Consider the following 19,907-nt stretch of genomic DNA (forward strand, 5'->3'; position numbering starts at 1 on the left):
ATATATAAATTGAAGCAGTTTTATTATAAATTTATAACGAGGATAAACATTATTAAGAAGGATCTAAAGGATAAATTTCCAATAGGTTTTACTAAAAAGATTGGACTTTGGAAAAAAGGGTTTTTAGCTGAAAAATATACGCTTTATCAACTCGATAAAAATAATTATAAAGATTATTTAAGTGATTATCATGCGGCTATGGCAAGATGGATTAATGAACCATTCAATGAGTTGTTAACTAATAAGTTAATCTTTTCTGAGTATGTTGGTAAATATATTCAAGTGCCAAAAACCTTTGGTATTATAGTAAGTGGACAGTTTTATTCTAACGATAGCAGATCAATTGAAGATCTTATTAATCAATTTGAAATTTTTGTTGTAAAAACCATCTCTGGTGGTGGAGGTAAAGGAGTATATATTATTAAAAAAGAAAATGATAATCAGTTTTTAGTTAACAATACTAAAACATACAGTTCGAAGGAATTACTCTCTTTTTTTAAAACCTTAAACAATTATATTTTTACTGATTATATAGAACCAAGTGAATTTTCAAAATCACTTAATGCCACCTCGGTAAATACCATGCGTATTATAACACTAATTGATCCAGAAACAAATAAAGCATTTATAGCAAGAGCAGTTCAACGTATAGGAGTAGCAGCATCTGCACCACAAGATAATTTTACAAAAGGAGGTTTAAGTGCTTCAATTAATCTTGAAACTGGGCAATTAAGTGACTGTACAAGGCATCCTAAAGCTAAAGAACATAAGAGATATACGCATCATCCAGATACTAATGTGAAAATAGAAGGAACAGTTATTCCAGATTGGTCTTCAATAAAAACAGAGATATTAGATGCTGCTAATAGTTTGCCAATGCTAAAATGTGTTGGATGGGATTTTGTACTAAGCACTAAAGGTTTAGTCGCTATTGAAGGTAATCATCATCCAGATCCAGATGTTTTGCAAGGGCATGAGCCGTTATTGACAGACGAGCGAATAAAAGCATTTTACAAATTTCATAAAATCTTATAATTTATGTGTGGCTTTACAGGCTTTATTAATTTACATAATCAACCATTAAAGAGTCATGTGTTAAAACAGATGACAGATATACAGGTACATAGAGGACCTGATGATCAAGGTATGGTTGGTTTTTCGTTGTTCAAGGATCAAAAAATTAATGTAATTGATAACGAAACGGCAGAGTTTAGTCATCTACATGCAGGTATTGGCTTTAATAGACTATCTATTTTAGACCTTTCTAAAAAAGGCCATCAACCAATGATTTCTGGTTGCGGTAATTATATTTTAGCATATAACGGAGAGACCTATAATGCATTATCATTTAGAGATGAATTAATAGCTAAAGGGCATCCAATTCAAAGTCATACAGATACTGAAGTGATTCTTTATTTGTATATAGAATATGGTTTAGACAAAACCTTAGAGTTACTCAATGGTATGTTTGCTTTTATTATTGTTGATTTAAAGCTGCAAAAAAGTTTTATAGTTAGAGACCAATTGGGTATTAAGCCAATGTATATCTATAAAACGCCAAATGTTTTAATGTTTTCATCTGAAATAAAATCATTTACTAAACATCCAGATTTTAAGGCTGAACTTAATTCTAATCATCTCGATGAATATCTATTGTTTAGATATTGTGCTTATGATAGGACACTTTATAAAGATGTGAAGCAAGTGCCTCCAGGACATTATTACGAAATTACAGAAAATAATATAGAGGTCAAGGAGTATTGGTCTTATTCAATGGTTAATAAAGAAAATCTCATAAACCCCAAAGATGCTTTACAACAATTGGACGAAACATTTAAAGAGAGTATTAAATCGCAGTTAATGAGCGATGTTCTTGTGGGCTGTCAATTATCTGGTGGTATTGATTCTTCATTGGTAACGACTTATGCACGTGAGTTTTTTAACGCCAATATGGATACGTTTTCTATTGTCTTTTCAGATGAAAAATATTCCGAAGAAGAGTTTATTACTTACGTAACAAATCATACCAATTCAGATTCACATAGATATCAATATTCTAACGAATACGCTTTTGAGAATTTTTTCAAGGCTACTTGGCACTTAGATCAGCCTATTAGTATACCTAATACTTTAGGTATAAAGCGTCTTGCGGAACGCGCTAGAGAAAATGTTACAGTGCTTTTAAGTGGTGAAGGAGCAGACGAATTATTTGGAGGGTATTCAAGATATCACAATTTATCTTGTAGATTAAATATGAACCTTAAAGGCTATTCTAATTTACCTGTTATTGGAAATAGAATTAAGAGTAAGTACAATTTAAAGCAAACACTAGAGGACTTTTTTATAATGAGTAGTTCTGCTTTAAGTATAAATGATTTTAAGAAATTTAGTGTCACTAACGATATAGAAACGGTTGTCAAACAAAGAAAAGAGCTTTTTCCTTCTCATGGAGATGTCATAAAGCGAGCTTCTGTTTACGATTTAAAAACCTACATGGTAGATTTATTAAATAGACAGGATAAAATGACTATGGCACATTCTGTAGAGAATAGAGTGCCATTTTTAGATAAAAATATGGTAGAGTTAGTGATGAAGCTTCCAACGAAGTTATTGGTTAAGAAATGTCAAGATATAAGACATCTTAATAGGCCAAATAAATATACCAAGCATATTTTAAAAGAGCTTGCTGTAAAACGATTTAACAATGATTTTGTTTACAGAGAAAAAAGCGGTTTTCCGCTGCCTGTAGAGGATTTATTTTTAAAAACAAGAATGAATCAGCTTATAGAGGATCAACTATTGCCAGGTATAAAAAATAGAGGTGTTTTTGATTATAAAGAAGTCTCTAAAATTTGGAGTAATAAAAACAATTTTTCTAAAGGAGATTTAAAAAACTTATGGATGTTTTTTGCTTTTGAAACTTGGGCACAAACCTTTTTAGACGGTACATATAATGGTTAAACTTATTATTGGAGGAGATATCTGCGTGACTAAAAGAGACGAAAAGGCTTTTTTAGGAGGAGATGCTCAGCAATTATTTACCGATGTGTTACCAGAAATTCAAGCTGCTGATTTTGCGATTGCTAATCTTGAAACTCCTTTAATTAATGCGCAATCACCAATTAAAAAAAGTGGTGCTGTTTTTGGGAATTCTCCTAAAATGTTAAATGCTATAAAACAAAGTGGTATTACTTATTTAAATTTAGCAAATAACCACATCTTAGATCACGGTAAAAAAGGACTAAAAAGCACATTAGAAGCTCTGAAGGAAAATCAATTTGATTTTTCTGGAGCAGGTGAAACATTAAAAGATGCTTCGGAACCATTTAGAGCAACTATAAAAGGAAAAAATATAACTGTGCTTAGCTATGCTGAAAACGAATTTTCTATAGCAGAAAATGGTCAATCTGGTGCAAATCCAGTGGATGTTATAGATTTTGTAACAAGGATAAAAGCTCTTAAAGATTCAAGTGATTTTATAATTTTATTATATCATGGAGGTAAAGAAAATTACCATTTACCCTCACCAAAACAACAAAAATTATGTCGCTTTTTTGTAGATCAGGGGGTTGATATGGTGGTTTGCCAACACTCACATACGGCTGGAGTTTACGAAGCGTACAATAAAGGAAATATTTATTATGGCCAAGGCAATTTTGTGTTTGACCCTTACCCATTAAAAAGAGATTGGCTATACAAAGGGGTTTTAATTGAAGTTGTATTACATGAAGATAACTCAACAGATATACAATTGATCCCTTATATACATAAAAGCTTTTTTAAAGATGAAATTGGTGTAAGAAAAATGACAATAGAAGAAGCAAAACTTTTTATGAATCATATAGATGAAGCTTCTCAAAAGATGATTAAAAACCCTAATTATATTCAAGAAGAATGGCTTAAATTATCAAAGTCATTAGAGAATACCTATTTTAGTATTTTAAACGGTAATGGTAAAGTGATGCGTAAGTTAAATGAAAAATTATCTTGGTTAAAATTCATATACAAAAACGATAGAAAATTGGTGTTAAAGAATATTGTGACTTGCGAAACGCATCGAGAAATTGTTGAAACTATTTTAAAAGACAAGTAGTATGAAAGACAAATTCATTTTAGGCTTTAAGAAATTCGTTTATTACTATTTTAATGTCTTCAATTACAGAGGTAAAAAGGCTGTTGACTCCGTGATTGAAATCACCAAGAAAGAAGAGCGAACTTTTGAAAACTCAAAATATACTGTAGGAATAATAAAAGAGAAATGGCACCTTCATTATAATTATGTAAAAGCTTGTGAGGATTTAAAATTGTCTTACGTTATTATAGATTTTTTTTCGAAAGATTGGTTACAAAATTTAAAATCAAAATCTATAGATTTCTTAATCGCCAGACCTTCGGTTCAGTACACCCCTTGGAAAGACATGTTTGATAATCGTTTAAAGTTGTTAAATGATAGTTATGATATTCCTGTATTTCCAAATTATAATGAATTGTGGATATGGGAAAGCAAGTTAAGAACTCTAGATTGGTTAAAGGTTAATGATTTACCACACCCTTCATCTTATATTTTTTACGATAATAATGAACTTTTAGATTTTGCATCTACGTGTAAGTATCCAATTGTATACAAAGCAAGTAGTGGCTCTGGAGCATCAGGTGTTAAGATTTTAAAGAATTCATCAGAATTAAAAAGTGTAACTAAGAAAGTTTTTAATTCAGGTATTAGAAGTTACCGAAAGCATAAGTTAGATAAAGAACATGGTTTTGTGATTCTTCAAGATTATCTCAATGATGTTAAAGAATGGAGAATTATTAGAATTGGTGATTATTATTTTGGATTTGAGAAATTAAAAGAAGGCCAATTTCATAGCGGTTCTAAAAATTTTGGTTATGGAATGCCTCCAATTGAATGTTTAAATTTAGTTAAAGATATCACAGATAAATATAAAATTTATTATGCCGATATTGATGTGTTTGTTACGACAGATAATCAGTTGTTAGTTAATGAGGTACAGCCGTATTTTGGACAAAAAGGCGATAGGGAGTTATTGCAAATTAATAATGAGTCTGGACGATTGTATTACGATACAAATAATCATGAGTGGGTTTTTGAAAAGGGTAAGTTTTGCAAAAATAATTTGTGTAATTTAAGACTTTTGGAAATGATTAAAACAATTGACAATTGAAATTATTAATACTTCTAATTAAATGGGGCTTTCCAATCCTTTTAATTTCAGACCTTAGTTCTGAGTTATTAGAGAGTGAATTCATTCTAAATATTTCTAGAGTTTTAAGAACACTAATTTTGATACTGCTTATTAAGGAGAACATAGCGAATTATCGCATAATAAAAAAGTTTATTTTTTTTAAATTCTTAAGTTTCTTTTTAATAGTTCTGTTTTTGTACTTATTTACAGATCAAGATTTTGCAGAGGGATTTTGGGTGTATTCTAAAATTTTATATTGGGTGTTAGGTGTTAATATTCTATTTGCATATGGTTACCGAGGAGTTTTCAAAGAAGAAGATTTTTTGATAGTACTTAAAAGGGTTATATTAATTGCGTTTATTTTTACAGTTCTATTCTTTTTAACGGGATATATTAAGGAGGATTATAACATTGCTGCTTATTTAGTACTTTTTATGTACCCTCTTCTATTGTATAATAGTGATGCTTTCAAGTTTAACAAGTTTTTTATAATTCTATCCGCATTTTCTATATTTATAACCTTAAAAAGAGGAGCTATATTGGCTTTTACAGTTAGTAGTCTTGTTTATTATTTTGGGTATTTAAAATCAAACTTTAGTATAAAAAAATTAGTGTCTGGTTTTATAATTATTACGTCAATTTCATTAATAGGATTAACATCCCTTGAATTTGAAGATTCAAACGTAGAAGAACGTTTTAATGAAAATCAATTCGACCCTAATAATGAAAAAGCAGGTTCAGGTAGAGTAGGTCTATATATGGACTTATATGACGGATGGTATTATTCAGATAACCTAATTTTTGGATTTGGAAATCAAGAAGATTCAAGAAGAATTGTAGGTCGAAGAACACATGCACATAGTGATATTTTTGGATTTCTATATAATTATGGATTAGTAGGTATTACGCTTATATTATTACTATATATAAAAATTATTAAATTTTACTTCTATTATAGGAAATACGATAAAGAGAATTCTGCTATAATTATTTCTTTATTTTTTATTTTAGTCTTAGTTAATTTTTATTCGGGCTTATTTAGAACAACGAATGTCGTTTACTTCTTTTCAATTCTACCATATTTGCAACTAAAAGTATTATATAAACAAAAACAACAACAAGTAATGGCATGGCAGAAAAAATAGTAATATGTTCTAAAGATTTAGAAGCCAAAGGTGGTGTTGCAAATTTTTATAGAGAATTAAATGAAGTATGGAATTATCAGAGCCATCAATTGGTGTATTTTAATATTGGTTCACATAGCTCAGATTATGTCCATCGTGAGAAAAGATATTTCGGTTATTTAACGGATAGTATAAGACAATATAGAGAGTTTTATAGGTTCTTAAAAAGAGAAAAGCCCAATAAGGTTGTTGTTAATCCATCTTTAATCCCTATTGCGATTATTAGAGATGGAATTTATGTATTAATAAGTAAGTATTTGAAAATAAAGTCTATAACTTTTGTTAGAGGTTGGCGCGAAGGCTTTTTTAATAGACGATTTTTATCATATTTTTTTAAAAGTGTTTACAAGAATTCGTCAGAATTTATTGTATTAAGTAAAAAATTTAAAACAGAGTTAGAGAAACATTTTAAAGGACATAATGTTCATGTTGTTTATACAACTTACGATAACTCGCAACTACAAGAGAGGAAAACTAAAAGTTCTGATGAAATTATAAAGATGGTTTATATTTCTAGAATTAGTGAACTTAAAGGAATTATGGAATTATTAGAAGCCTTAAAGTTACTAGTTGCAAATAAATATACGTCGTTTTCAATGGATATATATGGACATTACAGGAGTTCTGAAATTGAAGAAAAAATAAATGATTTTCTTAGTCTAAATCCAGAGGTTAAGTCAAAGATTAATATTTTAGGTTTTATTGATAAAACAACTAAATATGAAGTGTTGTCTCAATCACATGTGTTTTTACTTCCTTCTTATATGGAAGGCTGTCCCAACGCTGTTATTGAAGCGACTGCGTCAGGTTGCTTTGTAATTGCAACCAATGTAGGGGCAATTCCAGAAATTGTTGAAGATGGATTTAATGCGTTTTTAGTAGCCCCAAAAAAAGTACTACAACTTAAAGATGCCATAGCATCATTTCTTGATAATAAATCTTTTTATCTAGAAAATTGTTCAGAAAGTAAGCTTAAAATAAAAGATAGATTTGAAATAAATGCTGTTAGAAATCAACTGTATAATATATTTGTAAATTAAGAGAGATGAAAAAAAATATCTATATAGTTAGTCAAACTGAGTCTGAATTAACTCAAAGAGGGAAAAGACATCCCGATTTGGCAAAATTACTAGCAGAAAAAAATTACAATGTAACCTATATTAGTTCTAATTTTTATCACGCTGATAAAATTTTCTTTTCTAATGCAGATCTAAAATCTGCTCAAGAGAGATTACCATACCGTTTAGAATTAATTTCAACTCGAGCATATAAAAGCAATTTTAGCTTTAATCGTGTATTATCAAACTTGATTTTTGCTTTCAAAGTTTATAAAAAACTAAAGAAAGAATTAAAGGAGAATAGTTTGATAATTATTCCTTCGAGACCTATTGAAATTTTGTACTACATTAGTAAGTTAAAACGGAAAAAAGACGTTGAAGTTATTGTAGATATCAGAGATGTGTGGCCAGATGCGTTTAAGATAAACAATAAGATAGTTAGTAAGATTTTTACAACTTATTGTAATTTCTTTTTAAATCGAAGTGTTTCTAAATTTGAAAAATTTTTACACGTTTCTCCTTCTTTTTTAAATTGGCTAAGCCGTTACAGCCCAAATTCAACATCAGATTTTATTCCCCTAGGATATAATCCAAATCGTTTTAATTGCGAAGTTGTAAAACCTAACATTATAGTTCCTCCTGTCAAAGTCGTTTATATTGGCCTTTTGCAATACCAGATTGATATTCTTCCTTATATTAAATCGATAGAGAATGATTTAAGATTTGAACTGTACTTATATGGAGATAATGGAGAAGGACAACGTTATGCTTCTGTATTTGATTACGTGAATACAAATGAAATTAAAAATGTATTTTTTAAAGGAAAACTGAATCAAGATGAAGTATGTATACATTTAAAAAAATGTGATATTGGTATTATCCCTATGATTACTTCTTCAATGCCAAATAAAATATTTGATTATTTAGCATGTGAATTGCCTATTTTTGCACTCGGAAAAAATGATTGTTCCGATTTTGTAAACAATAACAACATAGGCTGGTCTAGTTCATTTAATGTCAGTGAAATAAAAGCAGTAAATGATGTTGTTTTTAAAGGAATCAATTCAGATTATAATGTTAAAAAACAAGAAGTAATTTCGAATAGAGAGAAATATTCAAGAGAAATACTTTTTAAAAGAATAATTGAAGTAATAGAAAGATAATGCAACAACTAACACAAAAGCTAGGTTCTGGCGATATGATCATTCAAGACGTGCCTTACCCACAATTAGGAAAAGGAATGGTGATTGTTAAAAACCACTATTCCATAATTAGTGCAGGCACAGAAGGTTCTACAGTCGTAGCCGCTCGTAAAAGTTTAATTGGTAAAGCCAAAGAACGTCCGCAACAAGTAAAACAGGTTATTGATACCTTAAAAAAACAAGGACCAATTCAGACCTACAGAGCAGTGATGAAAAAACTTGATGCGTATTCGCCATTAGGGTATAGCTGTGCAGGTGAAGTCATTGAAGTAGGCGAAGGAGTAACCGAGTTTGAAGTGGGGGATAAAGTCGCTTGCGCAGGAGTAGGTTATGCCAACCATGCAGAAATTGTTTCTGTTCCCGTTAATCTTTGTGTAAAATTAAATCCAAGTACCAACTTAAAAGATGCTGCATATAATACCTTAGGTGCCATTTCAATGCAAGGTGTACGTCAAGCAGATATGCGCTTAGGTGAATCTTGTGTAGTTATTGGCTTGGGCTTATTAGGGCAATTAGCAGCACTAATATTAAAAGCCTCTGGTGTTACAGTTATCGGAATCGATGTATCGGAAGCAGCTGTTAAAAAAGCAGTGGATAATAATGTGGTCGATTTAGGTTTAACCAGAAATGCAGCAGGTGTAGAAGAGCAAATTCAAAATGCAACCAATGGTTATGGAGCAGATGCTGTAATTATTGCAGCAGCAACAGCGAGTTTAGATCCTATTAACTTTGCAGGTGCTATAGCACGTAAAAAAGGAAAAGTGGTGGTGTTAGGTGCTGTGCCAACTGGTTTTGAACGCGATCCATTCTGGTATCGTAAAGAGCTAGAATTAAAAATGGCCTGTTCTTATGGTCCTGGGCGTTATGATCTTAATTATGAAGAAAAAGGAATCGATTATCCTTTGCCTTATGTACGTTGGACAGAAAAACGAAACATGGAAGCCTTTCAAAATTTAATCGCTACCAAGAAAATAAATATCGATTACTTAACAACGCACGAGTTTGAGTTTGATAATGCAAAAGATGCCTTTGATTTAGTGGTTTCTAAAGCTGAGCCGTTTACAGGTATCGCTTTAAAATATAATATTGAAAAAACAGCCAATAAAACAAAGATTGCTACCTCTGAAACTGAGCAATTAGGAAAAATAAATATCTCATTTATAGGTGCTGGTAGTTATGCACAAGGTAATTTATTACCCAATATACCAGAAACTAATGATGTTGCTAGAGTAGGAGTATTGACGAATACAGGGACGACTTCTAAGCGTGTGGCCGAGAAATTTAAGTTTCAGTTTTGTGCCACTAATGAAGAAGATGTGTTAGATGACAAAACCAATACGGTTTTTGTAGCGACGCGTCACGATTCTCATGGCCCTTACGTTTTAAAAAGTCTAAAGGCGAATAAAAATGTATTTGTTGAAAAACCAATATGTTTATTAGAATCTGAATTAGAAGATATCATAGAAGCCCAATCTGAAGCTAAAAAAGCAGTTATGATTGGTTTTAATAGACGTTTTTCACCATTAACAGATAAGCTTAAAAAGGCCGTAGGTAATAATCCTATGACCATGTTATATAGAATTAATGCAGGTGCAATACCTGGTGACACTTGGATACAAGATTTAGAAATTGGAGGCGGTCGTGTTTTAGGTGAGGTATGTCACTTTATAGATTACTTAACCTATCTTAATGGAAGTCTTCCTGTTAAAGTGTCGGCTTCAGCATTACCTGATGCCAATAAATTAAATGATACGTTGAATATTTTAATTCAATTCGAAAATGGATCATCTGGAGTCGTGGCGTATTATGCTAACGGTTCTAAGTCTATGACTAAAGAATATGTTGAGGTATTTTCTGCCGGAATTTCAGCAACCTTAAATGACTTTAAAGAATTAAAAATTTACGGTAAAGGAAAACCTAAAAAAGATAAGATTTTTAATCAAAATAAAGGTCAGAAAGAAATGGTTGAAGCCTTTGTTAATGGATTATTAACCGATGGCAAAGCTCCAATTCCTTTTGAAGACATTGTAGCGGTTACCAAAGCGTCATTTAAAGTTTTAGAATCTGTAAAACGTGGAGGTGAGCAAGTTGAAATCTAATATAGCATCCAGTTTTAAAAAGCTAAAAAGCTATTGTGAAGCCGAAGATTTCAAAGGCTGGGATCCTTATGATGGCATGAACTCTAAGGTTTTTCAGGCCTTACCATTAAAGCATTGGGACTTAGCACGATTAGCTTGGATTCAAGGATTTAAGCGAAGTCCTATTAATTTTAGAAAGCTGCTTTTGGTGCCTAAAGAGCATAATACAAAAGGTTTGGCTTTATTTCTTTTAGGGTATTGTCGCTTATATAAGTTAGCTGAAAACGGAAATGAAGACTTTGGAACTAAAGACCAGATTTTACAGCGTATCAATGAACTTTCAGAATTACTATTAGGCTTAAGGTCTAAAGGCTATTCGGGGTCGGCTTGGGGTTATAATTTCGATTGGCAAGCGAGACGTTTGTTTTTGTTTAAGAAGTATACTCCAACGGTTGTCGCCACTTGTTTTTGTGTTGAAGCTTTACTAGAAAGTTACGAAATAACTAAGAATGAACATGTTTTAAAAGAAACGGTAACGGCTGCCGATTTTGTAGTAAAGGATTTATCGAGAACAAAACATGGCAGCGGAATCATTTTTTCATATAGTGTGCTAGATGGTAATAATACCGTGATTAACGCATCGTTATTAGGAGCTAAAATATTAAGCTATTCTTATAAGTATACCAAAAACCAAGAGCATGCTGATTTAGCAAAACAAGCGGTTATTGCAGCTTGCGATTTGCAAAGTGAAGATGGTTCCTGGATTTATGGTTTATTGCCCGTACAATCTTGGATCGATAGTTTTCATACAGGCTTTAATTTAGATGCTATTGAAACCTATCAACAAAATACAGGTGATCTAAGTTTTCAAATGTATTTAGATAAAGGATTAAAATACTATCTAGACAATTTCTTTGAAGGTGATGGGATGCCAAAATATTACCACGATAAAACATTTCCAATAGATATTCATTGTCCAGCACAAGTCATTGTAACCTTATCTAAGATGAAAGCTTTTCAACCTAATAAGGCTTTACTTTCTAAAGTGTTACATTGGACTATAGATAATATGCAACATAAAAAAGGCTACTTTTATTATCAATATAGACAAGGCATGAGTTCTAAAATATCCTATATGCGGTGGTCTAATGCCTTTATGTTTAACGCTATGGCGCATTACTTACTAGAAACAAAATCTAAATAATATGGAGGCTAAGTCCTTAAACGGAGTAATGACTTTTGCTCCAACATCCAGAAAAGAATTAATGCAATATGCCTTTGATAACCATAAAATTATGGTGGCTGTTAATGCAGAGAAAATTCTTCATGCTACAGACGAAAGTAGAGCGCTAATCAATAGAAATATGGGCTATCCAGATGGTATTGGAGCGGTTTGGGCTTTACAGAAAAAAGGAATAGATAAAGTAGTTAAGATTCCTGGGTGTGAACTATGGTTAGATGTTGTTGCTAATTATTATAAGACAAAATCGTTCTATCTAGTTGGTGGAAAACAAGAGGTCATTGATACAACAGTAGAAAAACTGAAGGCCCAATTTAACGGCATTACCATTTGTAACTATAGAAACGGCTATATTAAAACGGAAGCTGAAGAATTAGCTTTAATAGAAGATATTAAAAAGCATAATCCAGATGTTGTATTTGTGGCCATGGGGTCGCCAAAGCAAGAGTTGTTAATGGAACGTATTCAAAAAGAACATCAAGCCGTTTATCAGGGCTTAGGTGGAAGTTTTGATGTGTTTACAGGCAATGTAAAGCGTGCACCAGAATGGTGGGTAAAAAATAATATGGAGTGGACTTATAGATTAATAAGTCAGCCCTCTAGAATAAAAAGACAGATACATTTAGTCCGTTTTTTTGTTAATTTGCATTTAAATAGATATTAATTGGGGGCAATTTTATGTTTAAAACAGCTCTTAAAAAGTCTTTATTACTTAATAAATAGTTTTAATATTATCATAAAGTTAAGGAGGTTTTTAAGTGCTTATTATGCTGTAAATTGCCAAACTATATCACAGATGTTATAAGGAGCTCCTTCGGGTATGCGTCGGATATGCGTCGGGTGTGCGTCGGGTAAACCTCGGGTCAAGCAGATATAAAATCAATATTTAAAATTATTAGTAATAGAATAAATACCAAATTTGTAAAAAGTTAACCATGTACAAAATTACAATTATAGCAGGGGCTAGACCTAATTTCATGAAGATAGCACCAATAATCCATGCCATTCAAAAAGCAAAACAAGACCATGGAGATATGGATTATCGTTTAGTGCATACAGGTCAGCATTATGATAAAAATATGTCTGGTAGCTTTTTTGAGCAATTAGAAATTCCTGAGCCACATGTTAATCTAGAGTGCAGTGGTGGTACACAAGCAGAGCAAACGGCGGCAATTATGGTTAGTTTTGAAAAGGAATTAATGGCAAATCCTGCTGATTTGGTTCTTGTGGTTGGAGATGTAACCTCTACAATGGCTTGTGCATTGGTCGCTCAGAAATTACACACCAAAGTAGCACATGTCGAAGGTGGTATCCGTTCTGACGATTGGTCTATGCCTGAAGAAATTAATAGATTGGTAACCGATAGTATTACGAACTACTTTTTTACAACTTCAGAAACAGCGAATACAAACTTGAAGCAAAGTGGTGTAAAAGATAATCAGATATTTTTCGTAGGAAACACCATGATTGATACCTTGCTAAAGCAGCGTCCAAATTTTACAAAACCTAAAGTTTGGAACACATTAGGATTAGAAGAAGGGAATTACATCGTAATGACACTGCACAGACCGGCTAATGTAGATGAAGAGTCACAGCTAAAAGATATGATTGATGAAATTATAGCTAATACGCAAGACTTACCACTAGTTTTTCCTGTACACCCAAGAACAGCAAAAATTTTAGAACGTCTTAATATTAGTCATTCAAGATTACATACCGTAGAGCCATTAAGTTATTTAGAATTTAATTTTTTAGTAGAAAGAGCAAAAGCGGTCATCACGGATTCTGGAGGAATCACTGAAGAAGCTTCAATTATGCGAGTGCCTTGTCTAACATTGCGAGATAATACCGAACGGCCAGAAACGATTACCTTAGGGACTAATGAGTTGGTTGGAACGCATCCTGAAAAATTAAAGCCATATTTAGACACCTTATTTGCTGGTGAATGGAAAAAAGGGAATGAGATCCCATTATGGGATGGTAAAACGGCACATCGAATTGTGGAATGTTTAAAAAAGTTGAAATAATTTGACAATAATTCATTTAGATATATTTAAGCTTATTTAGTCTGAAATTTATGGTCTAAACAATAAAATTGTATCTTGCGCCTAGCTATTAATGGATTATAATAAAAGTACATCATCCTCTTATGATAAAAACACTACTAGATAATTTTAGTCCAAGTGATAATGCTGTTATTTGGTTAATAGCAGCGTTTATATTGGCTTTTATTATCGCTTATAGAACCTTTCCTACAATTTTATATGTTTCAAACGAAAAACACTTAATGGATGAACCAGATAGTAGAAGTTTACATTCCACTAAAACACCGACTTTAGGAGGTATTGGTATTTTTTTAGGGGTTATTGTTGTGATAACTATAGTAGGAGCTTTTCTGAATACTAAAGTTTTACTTTTAGTAATGGGGGGCTTAACAGTCTTGTTTTTTCTGGGCTTAAAAGATGATCTTACTGTTTTATCACCAGGTAAAAAATTAGTGGGGCAACTTTTTGTAGCGAGCTTACTTATTGTTTTTACAGATACTCGCATTATTGGCTTTTCAAGTATTTTAGATGTGTATACGTTACCATATTGGGTTTCTGTTGGGTTTACATTATTTGTATATATATTAATTATAAATGCCTATAATCTTATTGATGGTGTTGATGGATTAGCAGGTACCATAGCCTTAACAGCAAGTGCTATATTTGTATATCTTTTTGTTCATTCCCATGATTTAAGTTTGGCAACTATTGCTATTGCGCTTTGTGGGTCATTGTTAGCATTTCTTAGATTTAATTTCTCTTTAAGTAAAAAAATATTTATGGGAGATACAGGGTCAATGATTGTGGGGTTTTTATTAGCGTTTTTTACTATAAGTTTTATTAATATGGCTCAAGTAGATGAGGCTTCAGACTATTATAGAGCATCGCCAGCATTGGCTTTTGCTTTATTGTTTTACCCATTTATTGATACCTTACGTATTTTCTTTATCAGAATTGTGATTCATAAAACAAGTCCATTCAAGGCCGATAAAAACCATATTCACCATTGGTTTATTAAAATAGGCTACAGCCATTTAATGACCACCATATTAATTTGTAGTATTAACTTTGTCATTGTGTGTATTGCTTTTAACATGTTACACCTTAATTTAAATACACAGATAATTTGTCTTTTACTATATGGAATTGCCCTATATCTTATCCCTTTTGGATTGCATAAAATTAAAAATAGTTCCAAGATTACTGAGAATGAAGCTGGTTAATTAGAGTTAAGGTTTTGCTAGTACCTTAAATGCAGTTATATTTGCCAACTATAAAAAAAATATATTTTAATGAATTTTAAAACGTTAGGCCTAATAAGTCTTTTTATTTTAGCGTCTTGTGCTCCTAAAAAAGACATACTTTATTTGCAAGATATAGAGGCTAAGAGAGGAAGTAGTGTACCTTATCAATCTGTAAATATTCAACCTAATGATATTTTAAAAATAACGATAGGAAGTTTAGAACCCCTAGCTGCATTGCCATATAATAAGGGAATGAATCAAGGAGCTCAACCGCCAAATTTAGAGCTTCTACAATTAGAAGGTTATGTAGTTACTCTTAATCAAACTATTAATTTACCTGTGTTAGGTGAAATATCTACGGAAAACAAAACAACACAAGAGCTAGAAGCATTTATTAGTGATAGATTAATGAGTGAAGGACATCTTTCTGATGCAAGAGTTAATGTGCGTTTAATTAATGCCAAAGTTACTATATTAGGAGAAGTCAATCAACCAGGAACTATTAATTATACGGATCAAAACATGACATTGATTCAAGCTTTAGGTTATGCTGGTGATTTGACCATTAACGGAAAACGTGATGATATCTTATTAACTAGAGAGGTTGATGGTGTGCGTAAAGTAACTCACATAGACCTCACTTCTTCAGAGTTTATGGACAGTGAGTTTTATTTCGTAAAACCAAACGATTTTATAGTGGTTAATCCAAATAACCCTAGAGTAAAGAACGCTGGTTTTGTAAAGGATATAAGCACAGTGTTAACAATTGCCTCTTTAGCGCTTAGTATAACTATTTTATTGTCTCGATAACGATATGGATAACTCATTTAATAATTTTTCTTTAAAGGAAGAGGAGAATATAGATATAAAACAAGAGATTAGTCGTTATTTACGCTATTGGCCTTGGTTTGCTGTAACATTGGCTGTGACGTTAATAAGTGCCTACATGTATTTAAGGTATGCTCCACGTGTTTATCAAACGTATTCTAAAATTAAAATTTTAGATGAATCTGAAGGCTTAGAGTTGCCTACTTCGGCTTTTATATTTAAGAGAAAAAATATAAATTTAGAGAACGAAATAGAGATTTTAACCTCTTATTTAATAATGAACCGTGTGGTAAGGGAGTTAAATCTCAATACTAACTTTTATGAAGAAGGCACTATTCAAACGTCTCAAATAGAAGCTTTGCCTTTTGGCTTTAAGCAAATTATTCATCCAGATAGTATTACAGAACGGTTATCTTATAAATTAAAAATTAAAAATAATGGTATAGATGTCACTAATTTAAACACAGAGAAAGTGTTTTCTTTTTCGGGATCTACCACTCGTGATAGTGATTATAATTTACCATTTGAAGTTGACCTTAACGTCAATGGATCTAAGTCTAATTTTATAGGTAATACATATATTTTAAAGTTTAATACTATTAAAAGTACGGCATTAAGTTTAAAATCTAATATTAAAGTAGAATCAATTGGTGAGTTAAGTGATTTACTAAAGTTAACCATAAAAGGGGAGAGTAAAGAACTTTCAGAGAAAATATTAAACACCTTAATGGATGTGTTTGATAAAGATGGTATTTATGATAGACAGTTAATTTCAAAACGAACTTTAGATTTTATAGATGATCGTTTTGTGTTTTTAGCCCAAGAATTGGACTCGATTGAAGTAGGTCGTCAAGACTTTAAACAAAGAAATAATATTGTTGATATTGCTGCAGATGTTGGATTGGGGTTAGAACAACGCGCACAATCTGATGAGGAACTCTTTCAAATTGAACATCAATTAGCCTTATCTAAATTATTAGATAATTCGTTGAAAAATAATCCTGAATCTGATTTATTACCGTCTAATATTGGTATAGATAATTCTAGTATTAATGTGCTTATTTCAGACTATAATAGCGCTGTTATTAACAGAGATAAATACTTAAGTAGTGGTGGTGTTAATAATCCAATGGTTAAACAAGCAGTAGAACAAGTAGAAAGTTTAAAGGCGAATATAGATAAATCTATAAAAACGTATTCTAATCAACTTGAAGCTTCACGTAAACAATTAACTTTAAGAAATCGTAGATTTAGTGGTACAGTAGCTCAAATTCCCGAAAAAGAAAAGCTATTAAGAGCTATTGATCGTCAACAAAAAATTAAAGAGAGTTTATATCTCTTATTATTACAAAAAAGGGAAGAAGCAGCTATTAATCTGGCTATTACGGAGCCTTCTATTAAAGTTGTTGAATATGCTTTGTCGGGTTCTAATCCAGTGTCACCTAAATCTAATATTGTATATGCAGCTGCAATCTTAGGTGGTTTGTTAATTCCATTTGGAATATTGTATCTTATTTTTATGTTAGATACTAAATTACATAGTAAAGAGGATGTCACTAAGATAAATTCTAATATACCGGTCATTGGTGAAATACCAGATGTAAAAAAGAAAGAGCATATCATTTTTGATGACCCAAATGCACGTACAGCCTTAGCAGAGTCTTTTAGGATTTTAAGTTCTAATGTGGATTATATTTTGCCAATTAAAGACGATGGAAAAGGAAAGGTGATTTATTGTACTTCTACAATTAAAGGGGAAGGAAAAACCTATGTAAGTGTTAATTTGTCTTTAGCTTTGTCTAGTATTAATAAAAAAGTATTATTAATAGGAGCTGATTTAAGAAATCCACAGATTCACACGCATATTCATGAAGAAAAGCATAAGCCAGGATTATCTAATTATCTTCATGATACTAATTATGATTGGAGAGATGCTTTAATTAATGGTTTTGATAAACATCCTAATCATCAAATTATTTTATCAGGTGTTATACCACCAAATCCTGCACATTTATTAACCAATGGTCGTTTTAAGAAGCTTATTGAAGAAGCTAAAGAAGAGTACGATTATATTATTGTAGATACAGCACCAACAATACTAGTCACAGATACCATGTTAATTTCTCAGTTAGCTGATGCTACAATTTATTTAGCACGAGCTAATTATACAGAGAAGAATTTATTAAAATTCTCTAAAGATTTAACAGAAACAGGTAAGTTAAAAAATGTAGCTTATGTTATTAATAGTGTAGGCGCAAGTAGATCTTATGGGTATAGCTACAATTATGGTTACAATTATGGCTATGGTACTAAAGACTAACTTTTGAATATGGTTAGTCACTTTTTTGCAATGTGATATTTGTCATACTTTATAAAGGCTTTATAAACTACTTTTAATAGTGAATTATAAAACCAAAAGACATGAAAAATAATGCATTAATTTCTACAATAATGTCAACTGATATTATTGCACTCAATAGAGAGGATGATCTTGAAAGAGCAGAGCTTTTATTTAAACGCCATAAAATTAGACACATTCCTGTTGTTAATGAAGGAGTAATTATTGGGATGTTAAGCTATACCGATTTGTTAAGAATTAGCTTTGCAGATGCTGTAGATGAAACTGAAACTGAAATAGAAACCTTGGTTTACAACATGTTTACTATAGACCAGGTGATGGCTAAGAATGTAGTTACTATACCTTCTGATGCGACTATAAAAGAAGTGGCTAAAATTTTAGCTGAAAAAGAATTTCACGCACTACCAGTAGTTGATAAAGGACGTTTAGTCGGAATTGTTACTACAACAGATTTAATCAATTATTTATTGAAACAATTATAAAAAAAAATGCGCTAAATGCGCATTTTTTATGAATTGGCTAAACGCTTTAATGTTTTAATAGTTGCTGTTGGGTTATCACTTTTAAAAACATGGCTACCAGCGACAAAGGTGTCTGCGCCAGCTTCAACTAACTTTTGTATGTTTTTATCAGTAACACCGCCATCAACTTCAATACGCGTGTCTAAACCTTGCTCGTTTATCATTTGACGAAGGTTTCTTATGCGTTTATAAGTGATGTCTTCAAATTTTTGACCACCAAAACCAGGATTTATAGACATTAATAAAATCATATAACATTCTGGTAAAATATCTTCTAAAACGTTAAGAGGGGTTGTAATATTAAGTACAATACCTGCTTTACAGCCAGCATCTTTAATTTGTCTTAACGTTCTGTGCAAATGAACCGTAGATTCGTAATGAACTGTAATAATATCAGCACCAACTTTTGCAAATTCTTCAATATAACGCTCTGGTTTTTCAATCATTAAATGCACATCCAATGGTTTTGTAGCGTGTTTTTTGATGGCTGAAATTACAGGCATACCATAAGATATATTTGGTACAAAATGACCATCCATAACATCAATATGAAACCAATCAGCATCACTTTTATTTACCATTTCTGTGTCACGTTGAAGATTGCCAAAATCGGCAGCTAGCATTGATGGGGCAATTAATTTTGAAGCCATTTTATGAGGTTGTTTTAGGTTTTAGCAAAGGTAATTAAAAAAGGAAGATTATGCTGAAGATAATACTGTGGTTTCACTATTGAGTGGATAATTTAGGGAGTAGGAGCTGTAGCTCTCTCTATTTAGTATCGTCTGTGTAATTTAATTATAGCTAAATAAAAGAGTCATACTACAATGTGACAGAGGGTCGTTACTGACTATTTTAAAAAAGTGAACCCACGGTAATCAGCCGTGGGTTCTTTCATCAATCAAAAAACGAACAGTTATGTTTTGTAACTGTTGTTGCTTTCATTA

General features: G+C 31.5%; 16 protein-coding genes. 15 read left to right on the forward strand and 1 reads right to left on the reverse strand.

Annotated elements, in window-relative coordinates:
* Positions 1 to 9: 9 nt before the first annotated feature.
* The 15 genes from VDP25_RS13705 to VDP25_RS13775 all read left to right on the forward strand — a co-directional run bounded on the left by VDP25_RS13705 (position 10) and on the right by VDP25_RS13775 (position 18,924).
* On the forward strand, positions 10 to 1,035 hold the full coding sequence (locus VDP25_RS13705; protein ID WP_334470702.1) for a sugar-transfer associated ATP-grasp domain-containing protein: 1,026 nt from the start codon (positions 10 to 12) through the stop codon (positions 1,033 to 1,035).
* 3 nt (positions 1,036 to 1,038) lie between these two features.
* Positions 1,039 to 2,961 carry an asparagine synthase (glutamine-hydrolyzing) gene (asnB, locus tag VDP25_RS13710; RefSeq protein WP_334470704.1) on the forward strand — a complete coding sequence of 641 codons (1,923 nt, stop codon included), beginning with the start codon at positions 1,039 to 1,041 and terminating at the stop codon, positions 2,959 to 2,961.
* Positions 2,954 to 4,093, forward strand: coding sequence for a CapA family protein (locus VDP25_RS13715; protein WP_334470706.1), 1,140 nt, complete (start codon positions 2,954 to 2,956; stop codon positions 4,091 to 4,093). Before asnB ends, VDP25_RS13715 begins: the two co-directional genes overlap by 8 nt.
* 1 nt (position 4,094) lies before the next feature.
* Positions 4,095 to 5,183 carry an ATP-grasp domain-containing protein gene (locus tag VDP25_RS13720; RefSeq protein WP_334470708.1) on the forward strand — a complete coding sequence of 363 codons (1,089 nt, stop codon included), beginning with the start codon at positions 4,095 to 4,097 and terminating at the stop codon, positions 5,181 to 5,183.
* A 215-nt stretch (positions 5,184 to 5,398) separates the two neighbouring features.
* Positions 5,399 to 6,349, forward strand: coding sequence for an O-antigen ligase family protein (locus tag VDP25_RS13725; protein WP_334470710.1), 951 nt, complete (start codon positions 5,399 to 5,401; stop codon positions 6,347 to 6,349).
* Positions 6,334 to 7,428, forward strand: coding sequence for a glycosyltransferase (locus tag VDP25_RS13730; protein WP_334470712.1), 1,095 nt, complete (start codon positions 6,334 to 6,336; stop codon positions 7,426 to 7,428). Before VDP25_RS13725 ends, VDP25_RS13730 begins: the two co-directional genes overlap by 16 nt.
* 5 nt (positions 7,429 to 7,433) lie before the next feature.
* Positions 7,434 to 8,609 carry a glycosyltransferase gene (locus VDP25_RS13735; protein ID WP_334470714.1) on the forward strand — a complete coding sequence of 392 codons (1,176 nt, stop codon included), beginning with the start codon at positions 7,434 to 7,436 and terminating at the stop codon, positions 8,607 to 8,609.
* Positions 8,609 to 10,747, forward strand: coding sequence for a bi-domain-containing oxidoreductase (locus VDP25_RS13740; protein WP_334470716.1), 2,139 nt, complete (start codon positions 8,609 to 8,611; stop codon positions 10,745 to 10,747). The genes VDP25_RS13735 and VDP25_RS13740 overlap by 1 nt, the downstream gene beginning before the upstream one ends.
* A complete protein-coding gene (locus VDP25_RS13745; RefSeq protein WP_334470718.1) occupies positions 10,728 to 11,930 on the forward strand; it encodes a delta-aminolevulinic acid dehydratase in 1,203 nt (400 codons plus the stop codon). The genes VDP25_RS13740 and VDP25_RS13745 overlap by 20 nt, the downstream gene beginning before the upstream one ends.
* 1 nt (position 11,931) lies before the next feature.
* A complete protein-coding gene (locus VDP25_RS13750; RefSeq protein WP_215927337.1) occupies positions 11,932 to 12,630 on the forward strand; it encodes a WecB/TagA/CpsF family glycosyltransferase in 699 nt (232 codons plus the stop codon).
* Positions 12,631 to 12,901: 271 nt separating this feature from the next.
* Positions 12,902 to 13,993, forward strand: coding sequence for a non-hydrolyzing UDP-N-acetylglucosamine 2-epimerase (wecB, locus tag VDP25_RS13755; RefSeq protein ID WP_334470721.1), 1,092 nt, complete (start codon positions 12,902 to 12,904; stop codon positions 13,991 to 13,993).
* A 122-nt stretch (positions 13,994 to 14,115) separates the two neighbouring features.
* A complete protein-coding gene (locus tag VDP25_RS13760; protein ID WP_334470723.1) occupies positions 14,116 to 15,234 on the forward strand; it encodes an MraY family glycosyltransferase in 1,119 nt (372 codons plus the stop codon).
* A 69-nt stretch (positions 15,235 to 15,303) separates the two neighbouring features.
* Positions 15,304 to 16,065 carry a polysaccharide biosynthesis/export family protein gene (locus tag VDP25_RS13765; protein WP_334470725.1) on the forward strand — a complete coding sequence of 254 codons (762 nt, stop codon included), beginning with the start codon at positions 15,304 to 15,306 and terminating at the stop codon, positions 16,063 to 16,065.
* 4 nt (positions 16,066 to 16,069) lie between these two features.
* Positions 16,070 to 18,403: a GumC family protein gene (locus VDP25_RS13770; RefSeq protein WP_334470727.1), complete on the forward strand. Its 2,334-nt coding sequence runs from the start codon at positions 16,070 to 16,072 to the stop codon at positions 18,401 to 18,403.
* Positions 18,404 to 18,504: 101 nt separating this feature from the next.
* On the forward strand, positions 18,505 to 18,924 hold the full coding sequence (locus VDP25_RS13775) for a CBS domain-containing protein (protein WP_215927346.1): 420 nt from the start codon (positions 18,505 to 18,507) through the stop codon (positions 18,922 to 18,924).
* 26 nt (positions 18,925 to 18,950) lie between these two features.
* Here VDP25_RS13775 and rpe read toward each other — a convergent pair whose 3' ends face one another.
* Positions 18,951 to 19,613 (reverse strand): ribulose-phosphate 3-epimerase, encoded by a 663-nt coding sequence (gene rpe / locus VDP25_RS13780; protein ID WP_334470730.1) that lies wholly within the window; start codon positions 19,611 to 19,613, stop codon positions 18,951 to 18,953.
* Positions 19,614 to 19,907: the final 294 nt, after the last annotated feature.

The sequence above is a fragment of the Winogradskyella sp. ECml5-4 genome (assembly GCF_036903175.1).
GTDB classification, from domain to species: domain Bacteria; phylum Bacteroidota; class Bacteroidia; order Flavobacteriales; family Flavobacteriaceae; genus Winogradskyella; species Winogradskyella damuponensis.

Bases quoted from the DNA above. Each gene is read 5' to 3' on its own strand.
- VDP25_RS13720 (WP_334470708.1), top strand. From the start codon at position 4,095: ATGAAAGACAAATTCATTTTAGGCTTTAAGAAATTCGTTTATTACTAT.
- VDP25_RS13730 (WP_334470712.1), top strand. From the start codon at position 6,334: ATGGCAGAAAAAATAGTAATATGTTCTAAAGATTTAGAAGCCAAAGGT.
- rpe (WP_334470730.1), bottom strand. From the start codon at position 19,613: ATGGCTTCAAAATTAATTGCCCCATCAATGCTAGCTGCCGATTTTGGC.
- VDP25_RS13740 (WP_334470716.1), top strand. From the start codon at position 8,609: ATGCAACAACTAACACAAAAGCTAGGTTCTGGCGATATGATCATTCAA.
- VDP25_RS13765 (WP_334470725.1), top strand. From the start codon at position 15,304: ATGAATTTTAAAACGTTAGGCCTAATAAGTCTTTTTATTTTAGCGTCT.
- VDP25_RS13750 (WP_215927337.1), top strand. From the start codon at position 11,932: ATGGAGGCTAAGTCCTTAAACGGAGTAATGACTTTTGCTCCAACATCC.
- VDP25_RS13760 (WP_334470723.1), top strand. From the start codon at position 14,116: ATGATAAAAACACTACTAGATAATTTTAGTCCAAGTGATAATGCTGTT.
- VDP25_RS13775 (WP_215927346.1), top strand. From the start codon at position 18,505: ATGAAAAATAATGCATTAATTTCTACAATAATGTCAACTGATATTATT.
- VDP25_RS13715 (WP_334470706.1), top strand. From the start codon at position 2,954: ATGGTTAAACTTATTATTGGAGGAGATATCTGCGTGACTAAAAGAGAC.
- wecB (WP_334470721.1), top strand. From the start codon at position 12,902: ATGTACAAAATTACAATTATAGCAGGGGCTAGACCTAATTTCATGAAG.
- asnB (WP_334470704.1), top strand. From the start codon at position 1,039: ATGTGTGGCTTTACAGGCTTTATTAATTTACATAATCAACCATTAAAG.
- VDP25_RS13770 (WP_334470727.1), top strand. From the start codon at position 16,070: ATGGATAACTCATTTAATAATTTTTCTTTAAAGGAAGAGGAGAATATA.
- VDP25_RS13735 (WP_334470714.1), top strand. From the start codon at position 7,434: ATGAAAAAAAATATCTATATAGTTAGTCAAACTGAGTCTGAATTAACT.